The 13,779-nt window shown below is 63.6% G+C and carries 16 protein-coding genes and 1 other RNA gene; 11 read left to right on the forward strand and 6 right to left on the reverse strand.

Features of this window, described 5'->3' with window-relative positions; genetic code table 11:
- Window positions 1–11 precede the first annotated feature (11 nt).
- From P6U23_RS07655 to ssrA, 6 genes are all read right to left on the reverse strand, one after another.
- On the reverse strand, window positions 12–287 hold the full coding sequence (locus P6U23_RS07655) for a ferrous iron transport protein A (protein WP_407178950.1): 276 nt from the start codon (window positions 285–287) through the stop codon (window positions 12–14).
- Window positions 288–580: 293 nt separating this feature from the next.
- Complete coding sequence (locus P6U23_RS07660) at window positions 581–871, reverse strand: ribbon-helix-helix domain-containing protein (RefSeq protein ID WP_407178951.1); 291 nt, start codon at window positions 869–871, stop codon at window positions 581–583.
- Complete coding sequence (locus tag P6U23_RS07665) at window positions 868–1,056, reverse strand: DUF4169 family protein (RefSeq protein ID WP_084305090.1); 189 nt, start codon at window positions 1,054–1,056, stop codon at window positions 868–870. Before P6U23_RS07665 ends, P6U23_RS07660 begins: the two co-directional genes overlap by 4 nt.
- A 329-nt stretch (window positions 1,057–1,385) precedes the next feature.
- On the reverse strand, window positions 1,386–2,804 hold the full coding sequence (fumC, locus tag P6U23_RS07670) for a class II fumarate hydratase (RefSeq protein WP_407178952.1): 1,419 nt from the start codon (window positions 2,802–2,804) through the stop codon (window positions 1,386–1,388).
- A gap of 76 nt (window positions 2,805–2,880) precedes the next feature.
- The gene (locus P6U23_RS07675; RefSeq protein ID WP_407178953.1) at window positions 2,881–3,396 is read right to left on the reverse strand and encodes an SspB family protein; all 516 of its coding nucleotides are present in this window, start codon (window positions 3,394–3,396) and stop codon (window positions 2,881–2,883) included.
- Between the two features lie 177 nt (window positions 3,397–3,573).
- Window positions 3,574–3,931, reverse strand: a transfer-messenger RNA (tmRNA) gene (gene ssrA, locus P6U23_RS07680).
- A 71-nt stretch (window positions 3,932–4,002) separates the two neighbouring features.
- Between ssrA and P6U23_RS07685 the strand changes: the two genes are divergently transcribed.
- The 11 genes from P6U23_RS07685 to P6U23_RS07735 all read left to right on the forward strand — a co-directional run bounded on the left by P6U23_RS07685 (window position 4,003) and on the right by P6U23_RS07735 (window position 13,622).
- The gene (locus tag P6U23_RS07685; RefSeq protein ID WP_407178954.1) at window positions 4,003–4,614 is read left to right on the forward strand and encodes a chromate transporter; all 612 of its coding nucleotides are present in this window, start codon (window positions 4,003–4,005) and stop codon (window positions 4,612–4,614) included.
- Window positions 4,611–5,144, forward strand: coding sequence for a chromate transporter (locus P6U23_RS07690; RefSeq protein WP_407178955.1), 534 nt, complete (start codon window positions 4,611–4,613; stop codon window positions 5,142–5,144). Before P6U23_RS07685 ends, P6U23_RS07690 begins: the two co-directional genes overlap by 4 nt.
- 98 nt (window positions 5,145–5,242) lie before the next feature.
- A complete protein-coding gene (locus P6U23_RS07695; protein WP_407178956.1) occupies window positions 5,243–5,743 on the forward strand; it encodes a tripartite tricarboxylate transporter TctB family protein in 501 nt (166 codons plus the stop codon).
- A 7-nt stretch (window positions 5,744–5,750) separates the two neighbouring features.
- Window positions 5,751–7,262: a tripartite tricarboxylate transporter permease gene (locus P6U23_RS07700; protein WP_407178957.1), complete on the forward strand. Its 1,512-nt coding sequence runs from the start codon at window positions 5,751–5,753 to the stop codon at window positions 7,260–7,262.
- 249 nt (window positions 7,263–7,511) lie between these two features.
- Entirely contained in the window at window positions 7,512–8,306 is a 795-nt protein-coding gene (locus P6U23_RS07705) for a thymidylate synthase (protein WP_407178958.1), read from the forward strand.
- An 8-nt stretch (window positions 8,307–8,314) separates the two neighbouring features.
- Window positions 8,315–8,797, forward strand: coding sequence for a GNAT family N-acetyltransferase (locus P6U23_RS07710; RefSeq protein WP_407178959.1), 483 nt, complete (start codon window positions 8,315–8,317; stop codon window positions 8,795–8,797).
- Between the two features lie 5 nt (window positions 8,798–8,802).
- Window positions 8,803–9,324, forward strand: a complete 522-nt coding sequence (locus P6U23_RS07715; protein WP_407178960.1) for a dihydrofolate reductase — start codon at window positions 8,803–8,805, stop codon at window positions 9,322–9,324.
- 179 nt (window positions 9,325–9,503) lie between these two features.
- On the forward strand, window positions 9,504–10,649 hold the full coding sequence (gene hflK, locus P6U23_RS07720) for an FtsH protease activity modulator HflK (RefSeq protein WP_407178961.1): 1,146 nt from the start codon (window positions 9,504–9,506) through the stop codon (window positions 10,647–10,649).
- Window positions 10,646–11,602, forward strand: a complete 957-nt coding sequence (gene hflC / locus P6U23_RS07725) for a protease modulator HflC (RefSeq protein WP_407178962.1) — start codon at window positions 10,646–10,648, stop codon at window positions 11,600–11,602. The genes hflK and hflC overlap by 4 nt, the downstream gene beginning before the upstream one ends.
- A 106-nt stretch (window positions 11,603–11,708) precedes the next feature.
- The gene (locus P6U23_RS07730; RefSeq protein WP_407178963.1) at window positions 11,709–11,915 is read left to right on the forward strand and encodes a DUF2065 domain-containing protein; all 207 of its coding nucleotides are present in this window, start codon (window positions 11,709–11,711) and stop codon (window positions 11,913–11,915) included.
- A 219-nt stretch (window positions 11,916–12,134) separates the two neighbouring features.
- Entirely contained in the window at window positions 12,135–13,622 is a 1,488-nt protein-coding gene (locus tag P6U23_RS07735; protein WP_407178964.1) for a Do family serine endopeptidase, read from the forward strand.
- The last annotated feature ends 157 nt before the right edge of the window (window positions 13,623–13,779 follow it).

A 13,779-nucleotide genomic window follows, 5' to 3' on the forward strand; every position in this document is an offset into this window, starting at 1 on the left:
GCCCGGTCGCGTCAGGCGACGATGATCGCCATCGCTTCGCGCCGCCGGATTGCGACGGTCACATTGTCCACGCGCACGGCGATCGGGTCGCGTGCCACGATGCCCTCGTGCAGGATCTCCACTCTTGCGCCCTCGACAAAGCCGAGCTCGATCAGCCGGCTTTCGAGCTCGTCGCTCGGCAGCGTGGATTTGGCCTGGCCGGCGGCCAGCCGATGGATCGTGCCGCTATAGCCGCGGGGCGCAAGGCCTAGCGGCACTTGCTGCCTGAGGTCCGGGAGGTCGGTCATGAGCTGTATTTTCAATCGGCGCGGGCGAGGTCAAGCGCAAGCTTGCGAATGCTTCGCACCTTAGAGCGATTTTAAAGAGGCCAACTTTGCGCAGGGTCAAACTCGGCTTCCGCGCGTGCCGATTCCGCCGAAAAATGTCTTCGCGCGTGATCGAGGCTTCGTGATCCGCCCGTCGGGAATAGCGCGCTCGGCCGGCGGCCCAGCCGCAAGGACCGCAGGTGTCCCCGCCGCCATCTGAGCGGCTACCAAAAGGCGCTTGGCGGCGGGCGCAACCGAGGCGCCCGCCCCGATCTCTACGAACCCGATGCCGCCGAGGAGGCGTGCGGATGGCCTTTGGGATCGCCTGCCACCGCGCCGGAGCCCGCCGCTGCGCGGCTCTTGAAGTAGTCGAGCACGAACAGGCGGATCGCCGAGGACAGATTGCCCTGCTGGCGTTTGCTGTCGATTTCGCCGACCAGCTCCGAGAGCGTCATGTTGCGCTCTCCGGAGATCTCCTTCATGCCGTTCCAGAACGCCTCTTCGAGGCTGACGCTGGTCTTGTGACCGGCGACCACGATCGAACGCTTGACGACGGGTGACTTCATGATGCGTTCTCGCCCCCGAGCTGATGCTGGTCCAACAACTCGCTGGCGCGCTGCTTGCGCTTTTGCTCGGCCGTCCGTTCCGATTTGCTGCGGCCGAATCGCGCGCGATTCGCTTCGGCCTCTTTGGCCGCCTGCTCGCGCTCGATGCGCTTCTTGAAACGCTTCAGATTGACGATATCCCCCATGCACACCTCCCGCTATTTATGAAATCGGGAAAAGGCGAGGATATCGGGAAGACGCGCGTGGCTCGTAAAATTAAAACCAGTATCCGTATGCGCCGTAAAGGCGAGGGTTAACTCGGTCATGGAAACAATCCCTGCTAATCGCTGCCTAACACAATCAAAAAATACGTGCCGCACTGCGAAAGGCTTTGCCTCTCTGGCGGCCGGCCAACGACAAAGCCCCCTCAGCCTCATCGCCGCCCGTTATGGTTTATAATTATATCGTCCAACGGTAAATCGTATCGCGCTCCGTAGTTTTCCGGTGGACGCGTTTTCGTGTTGCCCCTCAATCGTCAGCCTGGACGTGTCATCTTGTCCGGCTGCACCAACTGATCGAATTCGCTTTCGGAGACGAAGCCGAGGCGTAACGCCTCCTCCTTGAGCGTGGTGCCCCGCGCATGTGCGGATTTGGCCACCTTCGCGGCATTGTCGTAGCCGATCTTGGGAGCAAGCGCGGTCACCAGCATCAGCGAACGCTCCATCAATTCCTGGATGCGCTTTTCATCGGCGCGGATTCCGACGACGCAGTGCTCGGTGAATGAACGCGCGGCGTCGGCCAGCAATTGGGTCGACTGCATCATACAATAAGCGAGCACAGGCTTGTAGACATTCAATTCAAAATGGCCCTGGCTGCCGGCCACGGTGATGGCCGTTTGATTTCCGAACACCTGGCAGCAGACCATGGTCATCGCCTCGCACTGGGTCGGATTGACCTTGCCGGGCATGATCGAGGAGCCGGGCTCGTTTTCCGGCAGGATCAATTCGCCCAGGCCCGAGCGCGGGCCCGATCCGAGGAGGCGGATGTCGTTGGCGATCTTGAACAGTCCGGTGGCGGCCGAATTGATGGCGCCATGCCCAAAGACATAGGCATCGTTGGAGGCCAGCGCCTCGAATTTGTTGGGGGCGCTGACGAAGGGCAGCTTGGTGATCTTCGCGACCTCTTGCGCGAACAGCTTGGCGAACCGCGGCTTGGAGTTAAGGCCCGTGCCGACCGCGGTGCCGCCTTGCGCCAGCGGATAGAGTTCTTTCAAGGCGAGGCGCAGCCGCGCGATGCCGCTCTCGACCTGCGCGGCATAGCCGGAGAATTCCTGTCCCAGCGTCAGCGGCGTTGCGTCCTGGGTATGGGTGCGGCCGATCTTGACGATCTTGGCAAAGGCCTTTTCCTTCGCCCGCAGCGCGGCGAGCAGTTCGCCCAAGGCGGGGATCAGATTGCCGGCAATGGCGGTCGCCGCCGCGATGTGCATCGCTGTCGGGAAGGAGTCGTTGGACGACTGGCTCATGTTGACGTGATCGTTCGGATGCACCGGCTTTTTCGCGCCGAGCTCCCCACCCAGCAGTTCGTTGGCGCGGTTGGCGATCACCTCGTTGAGGTTCATGTTGCTTTGCGTGCCGGACCCGGTCTGCCAGACCACCAGCGGAAAATGTTCGTCCAGCTTGCCGTCGATCACCTCGCGCGCGGCGCGAGCGATTGCGCGGGCGCGGCGCTGATCGAGCAGGCCAAGCCCGCGATTGGTTTCGGCCGCGGCAAGCTTGACGATGCCGAGCGCGTGCACGATCTCGATCGGCATGCGGTCCTTGCCGATACGGAAATTCTGCCTGGACCGCTCGGTCTGCGCACCCCAATAGCGATCGGCAGGCACCTCGATGGGACCGAAACTGTCGGTTTCGATGCGTGTTGCGCCGCTTCGCGATGATCTCGTCGGCTGGTCCATTGAACTGGCCCGTCACTCTCGTCGAACGCGCCGAAAGTTGCACGCGAGCTACGGTCTTTCGAACATCGCGCGTGCGCTATTTCTTGCGGAAGCGATCCAGCCGCACCACCTCGGCGCCCTCGCTCGGCTTTGCCGGCTCTTCCGCGGGTTCAGCCGGCGCCGCCGGAGCGGCGAGGGGAGAAGCCGGGGCCGCAGGCGCTGCGGGGAGGTTTTGGGCCGCGGGCTCGGGCGCGGTCTCCGACTGCTCGAATTTCAGGCCGAACTGCACGGAAGGATCGAAGAAGCTCGTAATGGCGCTAAAAGGAACCGCGAGCCGTTCCGGGATGCCGCCAAACGACAGGCCGACCTCGAAGCGGTCTTCATACACCACCAGGTCCCAGAACTGATGCTGCAGGATGATGGTCATCTCGTCAGGATATTGCGCAAGTAGCCGCGGCGAGAGCTTCACGCCCTCCGCGCTGGAGATGAAAGTAATGAAAAAATGATGTTCGCCGGGCAATCCGTGCGCGGCGGCATCGCTCAAAACCTTGCGCAACACCCCGCGCAGCGCGTCCCGCGCCAGCACATCGTATCTGATATGGTCGGTCGCCATGGTCGGGTCCCTGTCAGGTTCGTCTTACGCCGGCAAAACCGGTAGGCCGGTCATTCCCAACTCCGGTCATCCGACTCGCCCTTCTCACTGCTTATGCTACTCCGGCGGTATTCGAAGGTCAGCAGCCACCGCGGACAGAAATTGCGGCAGGTCTAGCCCGGGGGATAAGCAGGTGAAAGTGGAGGCTTCTGTTGCCAGGTGCCTCCGAACCCCGCCTAGCGGAGCTTAACCCGCTAGGGCTTTAAAGTGGTCTTTCAAACTGCGTTACGCAGCCTGAGCAACCGGAGCATAGTTGTCGTTGGCAACTATTGCAGTAGCCCGATAACGGCGGAACAATACCGGGAAAAAGCTCGCCCTTTACGCCCTCGTCGATCCTGTTTCGCCCCCGCCGAAACCCACCTTTATCCGGTGGGCTTGGGTGGAGGCGCCGGGTACTGCCCCCGGGTCCGATAGGTTTATTGCGACGGCCGTTTATTTCCATAGCCGGCGAACCGGCACTCCCAATATAAGGGCAAACTTCAAGAAAAACAGTGCCGTAATGCCACGCTTGCCGGGAACACGCCAAATTGGCTTGGCGTCGGCGCGACTGCCGTCTACCCTGCCGGAATGTCGTTGGATTCGCCGCCGGCCGCTGTCTCTCGGCCGGATCTCCCCTTGAGCACCGCCCAAGCTCCGCCCGGCCTCGTCGCGCTGTCTTTCGCCTTTGCCAAGATGTCGCTGGCCGGATTCGGCGGGGTTCTGCCGTTCGCCCGCCGCGCAATTGTGGAAGAACACCGCTGGATGACGGCGGACGAGTTCAACGAGACGTTCGCGCTCTGCCATTTTCTGCCCGGTCCAAACATCGTGAACCTGTCGTTCGTGTTCGGTTCGCGCTTCCGGGGCTTCGTCGGCGGGCTTGCGGCCTTTGCCGGGCTGGTCGCCCCGCCGATGGTCCTGGTCATGGCGCTTGCGGCCCTTTACGCCCATTACGGGGATATCCCGGCGCTGCGCCGGGTCCTGGCGGGTATCTCCTGCGCGGCGATCGGGCTTTTGGTGGCGACCGTATTTCGCATGCTGATGCCGCTGATCAAGAGGCGTGATCTCGCGGCGGTCCTGCTCATGGTCGCGGTCTTCGTCGCGATCGGGCTGGGACGGCTACCGCTCCAGTTCGTGCTCCTGGTCGCCGTGCCAATCAGCCTCGCCATCACCCTTTACATGCGACAACGGGCCGTGACGTGACGTCCGAGACGAATCCGATTTGGGCGCTGGTTTGGACCTTCGGTCTGATGTCGCTGTTTGCCGTCGGCGGCGCCAATGCCGCTATTCCGGAAATGCACCGCATCGCCGTCGATGTCCGGCATTGGCTGACCGACAAGCAATTCGCCGACGTGTTTGCGATCTCGCAGCTCTCGCCGGGGCCCAACGTGCTGATCGTGACCCTGATCGGCTATGAGGTCGCCGGCTTCTACGGTGCATTTGCGGCGACGGTTGCGATGTGCCTGCCCACCGCGCTGCTTGCCTATGGCGTGAGCCGGCTGCTGCGGGGCACCAAGGGCGCGCGCTGGCCCGCGCTTATCCAGGTCTCATTGGTGCCGCTGTCGATCGGCTTGATGGGCGCGAGCGCGCTGGTCGTGGCGCAGGCCTCCGATCGGACCTGGCCTGCGGTCCTGCTGACCCTCGCTGCCGCCGTGCTTGCCTTTGCAACCCGGCTGAACCCGCTCTGGATCTTGCTCGCCGGCGGTGTTTTGGGTTTTGCTGGCATCGTCTAGCGAAAGCCGCTAGGCAGGAGGGACCGAGCGGCGACGCGAAGGTCCGAACAAATCCGAAATAAACCGGGCGCCAAGCCCGAATTCGGGGGGAGATATCGATGAGTGACACGCCGGGCGGGCCGCTGCGCCAATCCGTCACACCGAAATGGATTCGGGGCCCGCAGGATTTCGTCGGCGGCATCGTCTTGATGGGCGTTGCGCTGTTCGCGCTCTGGGCTTCCAGCGATCTGCAGGGCATGCATGGCTTCACTTTCGGGCCCGGGACCGCGCCGCGCATGTTCGCCGTCCTGCTGCTTGGGCTGGGCGCTGCGGTGATGATCACCGGCCTCGTCAGCGAGGGGCAGACACTCGCCCACTATTCCTGGCGCGGCCCGCTGTTCGTTTCGCTCGCCATCATCTTCTTCGCCGTAGCGATCCGGCCGCTCGGGCTCGTGGTGTCGGGCTTCGCGGCCTTCCTGATCTCCGCGCTCGGCACGCCCGAGACCCGCTGGGTCGAGACCATCATCGTCGGCATTTGCCTCACCGTCGGCTGCGCGCTGCTCTTTCCTTACGTGCTGGGACTGCCGATGCCGTTGTTCCCGCAATTCCTGGTGCGGTGAGGGCGCAATGGCCGATCTTTTTCACAACCTCATCCTCGGCTTTGGCGTCGCCGTCACCCCGGTGAACCTGATGCTCTGCCTGATCGGCGCGCTGGTCGGCACGCTGGTCGGTGTGTTGCCCGGCATCGGCACCATCGCAACCGTCGCGATGTTGCTGCCGATCACCTTCGGCCTGCCGCCGGTCGGCGCGCTGATCATGCTGGCCGGCATCTATTACGGCGCCCAATATGGCGGCTCGACTACCTCGATCCTCGTCAACATCCCCGGCGAGGCGACCTCGGTGGTCACTACGCTCGATGGCTTTCAAATGGCGAAGCAGGGCCGGGCGGGTCCGGCGCTCGCGATTGCCGCGATCGGCTCGTTCATCGCGGGCTGCGCGGCGACCGTGCTGATCGCGCTGCTCGGCGCGCCGCTCACGAAATTTGCCCTGGCCTTTGGTCCGGCCGAATATTTTTCCCTGATGGTGCTCGGCCTCATCTTCGCGGTGGTGCTGGCCAAGGGCAGCGTGTTGAAGGCGATCGCGATGATCGTGTTCGGCTTGCTGCTCTCGATGGTCGGCTCCGACATCGAAACCGGCGCCTCGCGCATGGCCTTCAACATTCCCGAGCTCGCCGACGGGCTTGGCTTTGCCACCGTCGCCATGGGTGTGTTCGGCTTCGCCGAGATCATCCGCAATCTCGACACCGGCGCGGAGATGGACCGGGAGCTGGTGCAGCAGAAGATCACCGGCCTGATGCCGACCAAGAAGGACATGATGGAGTCGCTGCCCGCGATCTTCCGCGGCACGGTACTGGGCTCGATCCTCGGCATCCTGCCCGGCGGCGGCGCCGTGATCGCGTCCTTTGCGGCCTATACTTTCGAGAAGAAGATTTCGCGCGAGCCGCAAAAATTCGGCCGCGGTGCCATCTCGGGCGTGGCGGCGCCGGAAAGCGCCAACAACGCGGCGGCGCAAACCTCGTTCATTCCGTTGCTCACGCTGGGCATTCCGCCCAATGCGGTGATGGCACTGATGGTCGGCGCCATGACCATTCACGGCATCGTGCCGGGACCGCAGGTGATGCAGAAGCAGCCGGATCTCGTCTGGGGCATGATTGCCTCGATGTGGATCGGCAATCTGATGCTGATCATCATCAACCTGCCGCTGGTCGGCATCTGGGTGCGGCTGCTACGCGTACCCTACCGCTTGATGTTCCCGTCGATCGTCGTGTTCTGCGCCATCGGCATTTATTCGGTGAACAACGCGCCGGTCGACGTCATCCTCGCGGGCGCCTTTGGCCTCGTCGGCTATTGGTTGATCAAGCACGAGTTCGAGCCGGCGCCGCTCCTGCTCGGCATGGTCCTGGGGCCGCTGATGGAAGAAAACCTGCGCCGCGCGCTTCTGATCTCGCGCGGCGACTGGAGCGTCTTCATCACCCGGCCGCTGTCGGCGGTGCTGATCGCCGCAGCCGCCGGGCTGCTGGTGCTGGCGGTATTGCCGACCCTGCGCCGCAAGCGCGACGAGGTGTTCGTGGAAGGGTAGCGCGTCGCGCGCCTTCCCGTTCCGCGAGCCGTCCCCGTGGAAGCGGTCTTCTCCCTCTCAGCGCGAGCTTGGCTCGTTGCGCCCCGTAAGAACGGGGGAGGGAGAAGACAACGCAGGTTCCGCCCCCTTGTTCGTTTTGGGCCGGATGCTCATTTTTTCGGGGTATAATTGCGAAAGACGGCCGAGTCGCGCTGTTGACGGCCGCGCCGGGCCGGTAAATTCGCCCTCTTTCCCAGGCAACGCGACCCCATGAACCAGTACCACGACCTGCTCGAGCGCATTCTGTCTGGCGGTGTGGAGAAGCACGACCGCACCGGCACCGGCACGCTGTCGATTTTTGGTCACCAGATGCGCTTCAACCTGCAGGCCGGTTTCCCGATGCTGACGACAAAGCGCCTGCCGCTGAAGGCGATCGTGCATGAGTTGCTGTGGTTCCTCAAAGGCGACACCAACATCAAATATCTTCACGAGCATGGCGTCACCATTTGGGACGAATGGGCCGACGCCAATGGAGATCTCGGCCCGGTCTACGGCTCGCAATGGCGCTCGTGGCCGGCGCCGGATGGACGCCAGATCGACCAGATCAGCAATGTCGTCGAGATGATCAGGAAGAACCCGGACTCGCGGCGGCTGATCGTCACTGCCTGGAATCCGGCCGAGGTCGACAAGATGGCGCTGCCACCTTGCCATTGCCTGTTCCAGTTCTATGTCGCAAGCGGCAAACTGTCCTGCCAGCTCTACCAGCGCTCCGCGGACGTGTTCCTGGGCGTGCCCTTCAACATCGCCTCCTATGCACTGCTGACGATGATGGTCGCGCAGGTCACCGGGCTCAAACCCGGCGATTTCGTTCATTCACTGGGGGACGCGCATCTCTATTCCAACCATCTCGATCAGGCCCGGCTGCAGCTCACCCGGCCGACGCGCCCCTTGCCGACCATGAAGATCAATCCCGAGGTGAAGGACATTTTCAGCTTCCGCTACGAGGACTTTAAGCTCGAGGGCTACGACCCGCACCCGCATATCAAGGCCGAAGTCGCGGTGTGAGCGATTGAATGTCTCTGACCATTTCTCGCGCCCGCCCCGACGACGTCCCGCTCGTGCTGGCGTTGGTGCGCGAACTCGCCGAGTATGAAAAGCTCTCGCACGAAGTCGAAGCGACCGAGGTGCTGATCGAGGCGGCGCTGTTTGCGGAACAGCCGCGATTGTTCTGCGAGATCGCGCGCTGGAACGGCGAGCCGGCCGGTTTTGCCGTGTGGTTTCTCAATTACTCCACCTTTGCGGGGCGCTTCGGCATCTATCTCGAGGATCTGTTCGTCCGGCCCCAATATCGCCGCAACGGCATCGGCAAGGCGCTGCTCGCCCATCTTGCCAAGACATGCGTCGAGAACGGCTGGTCGCGGCTGCAATGGGCGGTGCTTGACTGGAACGCACCTTCGATCGAGTTCTACAAGTCGCTCGGCGCCGGCCTGATGGATGAGTGGACGCTGTGTCGCGTCACCGGGCCCGCGCTGCAAGCGCTGGCGGCGAAGGCTTGAAAGCGATGGAAATCGTCCTTATCGCCGCGGTCGCCGACAATGGGGTGATCGGCGCGAACAACACGATTCCCTGGCGGCTGAAAAGCGATCTGCAGCGCTTCAAGGCGATGACGATCGGCCGGCCCGTGATCATGGGCCGCAAGACCTTCGTCTCGCTGAAGCGGCCGTTGCCCCGACGTACCAACATCGTCGTCACCCGTGACGCCGGCTTTCGCGCACATGGTGCCATCGTGACGACGTCACTGGAGGACGCGAAAGCGGTGGCGCGCGGCGACGCGCTGCGGCGTTCGGTCGGCGAGATCGCGGTGATCGGCGGCGCGGACATCTACGCGCAGTGGATGCAGGACGCCGATCGCCTCGAAATCACCGAAGTGCATCTCCATCCCGAAGGCGATACCACCTTTCCGGTGATCGACGCGGCTTTGTGGGAAGAGATGGCCCGCACGCGCCATCCCCCCGGCCCGGAGGACAGCGCGGCATTCTCCTATGTGACCTATCGGCGCAGGGCTAAGGGTTACAAGGGTTAACTGCGTTCGGTAATGTTTAATTTGACAAATATCGCCCCAAGCATAGCTGCTTGCGCTAAATGCCGAAGCGGGGGCGTTGCGAAGCTTGCGTTGTAAGGGAAGGGGGCGTCCCTTATAAGGCCTGACGGTATTGCGGGACCGAGCGATCAAGCCGTCGCTCCCGCGGAGGAGAGTATCGAATGCCGTGGAAGAATCAGAGCGGAGGCCCCTGGGGCTCGGGTCCCAAGGGACCATGGGGCTCGGGCCCGCAACCGGTCGGGCCGCGGCCGCCCGATCTGGAAGAGCTTCTGCGCCGCGGCCAGGATCGTCTGCAGCAGCTCCTGCCGGGCGGCTATTTCAGCGGCCTCGGTATCGCGCTGATCGCGCTCATCATCGTCGCGATCTGGCTGTTCTCCGGTATTTTCCGCGTGCAGTCCGAAGAGCTCGGCATCGTGCTTCGCTTCGGCAAATATGTGCGCGATGCGCAGCCGGGATTGAATTACCATCTGCCTTATCCGATCGAGACCGTGCTCCTGCCGAAGGCGCTGCGCGTCAACACCATCTCCATCGGCATGACGCTGATCGACGATCCGGCCCGGCGTGGCCGCTCGATCCGCGACGTGCCCGAGGAGAGCCTGATGCTGACCGGCGACGAGAACATCGTCGATGTCGACTTCACGGTGCTGTGGCGGATCAAGCCGAATGGCGCCGCCGACTTTCTCTTCAACATCCAGAATCCCGAAGGCACGGTGAAGGCGGTCGCGGAAAGCGCGATGCGCGAGGTGATCGGGCGCTCCAACATCCAACCGATCCTGACCGGCGCCCGCACCACCACCGAGCAGGCCGTGCAGCAGTTGATGCAGCGGACGCTCGACAGCTACGGCTCGGGAATCCAGATCACCCAAGTGCAGATGCAGAAGGTCGATCCGCCGGCGCAGGTCATCGATTCCTTCCGCGACGTGCAGGCCGCGCGCGCCGACCTCGAACGGCTGCAGAACGAGGCGCAGACCTATGCCAATCGCGTCGTGCCCGATGCCAGAGGCCGCGCCGCCAAGATCCTTCAGGACGCCGAAGGCTATAAGCAGCAGGCGATCGCCGAAGCCAAGGGCCAGAGCGCGCGCTTCCTGAAGGTCTATGAGGAGTATGCCAAGGCGAAGGACGTGACGCGGGAGCGCATCTATCTCGAAACCATGGAGCGCATCCTCGGCGGCTCCGAGAAGCTGGTCTTCGACGGTGCGGCCGGCCACGGCATCGTTCCCTATCTGCCTTTGAACGAGCTGACGCCGCGGCGCCAGCCTCCGGCGACCACCGGCTCGGCGCAGCAGTCCAGTGGAGTTACGAAATGAAGTCTCCTGTTACAGGCATCATTGCGCTGGTGTTGCTGCTGCTCGTCGCCATCGTCGCCTACAGCTCGGTCTTTGCCGTGCAGCAGACGGAACAGGCGCTGGTGGTGCGGTTCGGCCGGCCGGTTGCCAGCGTGACCGACCCCGGCCTGCATTTCAAGGCGCCGTTCATCGATACCGTGATCCCGGTCGACCGGCGCATCCTTGATCTCGAAAACCCCTCGCAGGAAGTGATCGCCTCCGACCAGAAGCGGCTCGTGGTCGACGCCTTCGCCCGTTACCGCATCAAGAATGCGCTGCGGTTCTATCAGAGCGTCGGCACGGTGCAGGCGGCGAACCTGCAATTGACCACGCTGCTCAACGCCGCGCTGCGGCGCGTGCTCGGCGAGGTCACCTTCATCGAGGTGGTGCGCGACGAGCGCGAAGCCTTGATGCAGCGCATCCGCGACCAACTCGATCACGAGGCCGACGGCTACGGCATCCAGGTGGTCGACGTCCGTATCCGCCGTGCCGATCTGCCCGAGCAGAACAGCCAGGCGGTCTATCAGCGGATGCAGACGGAGCGTCAGCGCGAAGCGGCCGAGTTCCGCGCCCAGGGCGGCCAGAAGGCCCAGGAAATCCGCGCCAATGCCGACCGCGAGGCCACCGTCATCGAAGCGGAGGCGAGATCCCAGGCCGAACGCACCCGCGGCGAGGGCGATGCCGAGCGCAACCGGCTGTTCGCCGAGGCCTACAGCAAGGATCCCGATTTCTTCGCCTTCTATCGCTCGATGGGGGCTTACGAGGCCGGGCTGAAGAGCAGCGACACCCGCTTCCTGCTGCGGCCGGACTCCGACTTTTTCCGCTACTTCAACAACCCCTCGGGTAAGACGGCGGAAGGGTCGGCAGCGCCTGCTACCAGCGGGGCCACCCCGGCGCCCAGCGCAGCCGCGACCAGCCCCTCCCCGAAGCCCTGAACGGCCTCAGGTGATCGACAATTGACAGCGGCGGCGCGAAGCTTTTCGTTCGCGCCCGCCCAAGAGCAACATGGAAAATACACATGAAGCGGGAGGTTCCATTCCGATGAGATCCCTAGCGATCGCCGACTTCCTCATCGGTCTGGGCGTCCTGTTCGTGATCGAAGGCCTGCTGTTCGCGGCAAGTCCGGCCTGGATGCGCAAGGCGATGAAAAGCGCGTTGGCGACTCCGGACAATGTCCTGCGTGCGGTCGGCATCGGCTCGGCGGTGATCGGCCTGATCGTAATCTGGGCAGTGCGGCGCCCGATCTAGTCTCCGTCGTTTCGGGGCGCGCCGGCACGTGGTGCTGACGGGCCATCGGGATGACGTCCCGCAAAAAGAACGCGATCTTGAGGGCTGGCGTCGGCTTTTTGCCGCATTAGCTAACCCTTATGGCGACGAAATCCGCAACAATCTGAATGCTTGCGCCGTACCCCCGTTCGGGCGCAGTGTGGACGTAAATCCCAATTCCGATCTCTGGAGAGAATTTATATGTTCGCTGCCACATCCGCCTTGAGCGATCGCCTGCGCCCGCTTCTGGCTGCAGTCTGCCTGGGCGCGGCGGCGGTGCTGATCTCAAAACCCGCCTTCGCGCGAGGACCCGAGGGCATCGCCGACGTCGCCGAAAAAGTGATCGACGCTGTTGTCAACATCTCGACTTCGCAGACCGTCGAGGTCAAGAACGATGGTCACGGCGCGATGCCGCAACTTCCGCCGGGCTCGCCATTCGAGGAATTCTTCGACGACTTCTTCAAGAACCGAAGGGGCGGCAAGGGCGGCGGCGACCTGATGCCTCATAAGACGAATTCGCTCGGCTCCGGCTTTATCGTCGATCCCGCCGGCGTTGTCGTCACCAACAATCACGTCATCGCGGACGCCGACGAGATCAACGTGATCCTGAACGATGGCACCAAGATCAAGGCAGAGATCGTCGGCATCGACAAGAAGACCGACCTTGCCGTGCTGAAGTTCAAGCCGCCGCATCCGCTGACCGCGGTGAAGTTCGGCGATTCCGACAAGCTGCGGCTCGGCGACTGGGTGATCGCGATCGGCAACCCCTTCAGCCTGGGCGGCACGGTGACCGCGGGCATCGTCTCGGCGAAAAACCGCGACATCTCCTCCGGTCCCTATGACAGCTACATCCAGACGGACGCGGCCATCAATCGCGGCAATTCCGGCGGCCCGCTGTTCAACCTCGATGGCGAGGTCATTGGCGTGAACACCCTCATCATCTCGCCCTCCGGCGGCTCGATCGGCATCGGTTTTGCCGTGCCGTCGAAGACGGTCGCTGCCGTCGTCGATCAGCTCCGCCAATACGGCGAGCTGCGCCGCGGCTGGCTCGGCGTGCGCATCCAGTCGGTGACCGACGAGATCGCCGACAGCCTGAACATCCATCCGGCACGCGGTGCGCTGGTCGCGGGCGTCGACGACAAGGGCCCCGCGAAGCCGGCCGGCATCGAGCCCGGCGATGTCGTCGTCAAGTTCGACGGCAAGGACATCAAGGAGCCGAAGGATCTCTCCCGCGTGGTGGCTGACACCGCGGTCGGCAAGGAGGTCGATGTCGTCATCATCCGCAAGGGCCAGGAGGAGACCCATCACGTCACCTTGGGCAAGCTGGAAGACACCGACAAGGTGCAGGCCGCGCTCAAGCCCAAGGACGAGCCTGCCGACAGGCCTGTGACGCAAAAGGCGCTCGGCCTCGATCTTGCGGCCCTGAGCAAGGACCTGCGCAGCAAGTTCAAGATCAAGGACAGCGTCAAGGGCGTGCTGATCACCGGCGTCGACGGCGCCTCGGATGCCGCCGACAAGCGGCTGTCGGCAGGCGACGTCATCGTCGAGGTCGCGCAGGAGGCGGTATCGAGCGCCGCCGACATCAAGAAGCGCGTCGACCAGTTGAAGAAGGACGGCAAGAAGTCGGTTCTGCTGCTGGTGTCCAATGCGGATGGCGAACTGCGGTTCGTGGCCCTGAGCGTGCAGTAGCCGGTCGCAGCCGCTCTCCCTCCACGTCGTCATGGCCGGGCCTCGTCCCGGCCATCTACGTTTTGTGCACCGTCATTCCGGGGCGCCTCGAAGAGACGAGCCCCGAATCTCGAGATTCCGGGTTCGGTCCTGCGGACCGCCCCGGAATGACGGTGCC

The sequence above is a fragment of the Bradyrhizobium sp. STM 3562 genome (assembly GCF_045571435.1).
GTDB lineage: Bacteria > Pseudomonadota > Alphaproteobacteria > Rhizobiales > Xanthobacteraceae > Bradyrhizobium.

What these genes read in the sequence shown, in the direction of transcription:
- P6U23_RS07655 (WP_407178950.1), bottom strand. Translation starts at nt 287, where the DNA reads ATGACCGACCTCCCGGACCTCAGGCAGCAAGTGCCGCTAGGCCTTGCG.
- P6U23_RS07660 (WP_407178951.1), bottom strand. Translation starts at nt 871, where the DNA reads ATGAAGTCACCCGTCGTCAAGCGTTCGATCGTGGTCGCCGGTCACAAG.
- P6U23_RS07665 (WP_084305090.1), bottom strand. Translation starts at nt 1,056, where the DNA reads ATGGGGGATATCGTCAATCTGAAGCGTTTCAAGAAGCGCATCGAGCGC.
- fumC (WP_407178952.1), bottom strand. Translation starts at nt 2,804, where the DNA reads ATGGACCAGCCGACGAGATCATCGCGAAGCGGCGCAACACGCATCGAA.
- P6U23_RS07675 (WP_407178953.1), bottom strand. Translation starts at nt 3,396, where the DNA reads ATGGCGACCGACCATATCAGATACGATGTGCTGGCGCGGGACGCGCTG.
- P6U23_RS07685 (WP_407178954.1), top strand. Translation starts at nt 4,003, where the DNA reads ATGTCGTTGGATTCGCCGCCGGCCGCTGTCTCTCGGCCGGATCTCCCC.
- P6U23_RS07695 (WP_407178956.1), top strand. Translation starts at nt 5,243, where the DNA reads ATGAGTGACACGCCGGGCGGGCCGCTGCGCCAATCCGTCACACCGAAA.
- P6U23_RS07700 (WP_407178957.1), top strand. Translation starts at nt 5,751, where the DNA reads ATGGCCGATCTTTTTCACAACCTCATCCTCGGCTTTGGCGTCGCCGTC.
- P6U23_RS07705 (WP_407178958.1), top strand. Translation starts at nt 7,512, where the DNA reads ATGAACCAGTACCACGACCTGCTCGAGCGCATTCTGTCTGGCGGTGTG.
- P6U23_RS07710 (WP_407178959.1), top strand. Translation starts at nt 8,315, where the DNA reads ATGTCTCTGACCATTTCTCGCGCCCGCCCCGACGACGTCCCGCTCGTG.
- P6U23_RS07715 (WP_407178960.1), top strand. Translation starts at nt 8,803, where the DNA reads ATGGAAATCGTCCTTATCGCCGCGGTCGCCGACAATGGGGTGATCGGC.
- hflK (WP_407178961.1), top strand. Translation starts at nt 9,504, where the DNA reads ATGCCGTGGAAGAATCAGAGCGGAGGCCCCTGGGGCTCGGGTCCCAAG.
- hflC (WP_407178962.1), top strand. Translation starts at nt 10,646, where the DNA reads ATGAAGTCTCCTGTTACAGGCATCATTGCGCTGGTGTTGCTGCTGCTC.
- P6U23_RS07730 (WP_407178963.1), top strand. Translation starts at nt 11,709, where the DNA reads ATGAGATCCCTAGCGATCGCCGACTTCCTCATCGGTCTGGGCGTCCTG.
- P6U23_RS07735 (WP_407178964.1), top strand. Translation starts at nt 12,135, where the DNA reads ATGTTCGCTGCCACATCCGCCTTGAGCGATCGCCTGCGCCCGCTTCTG.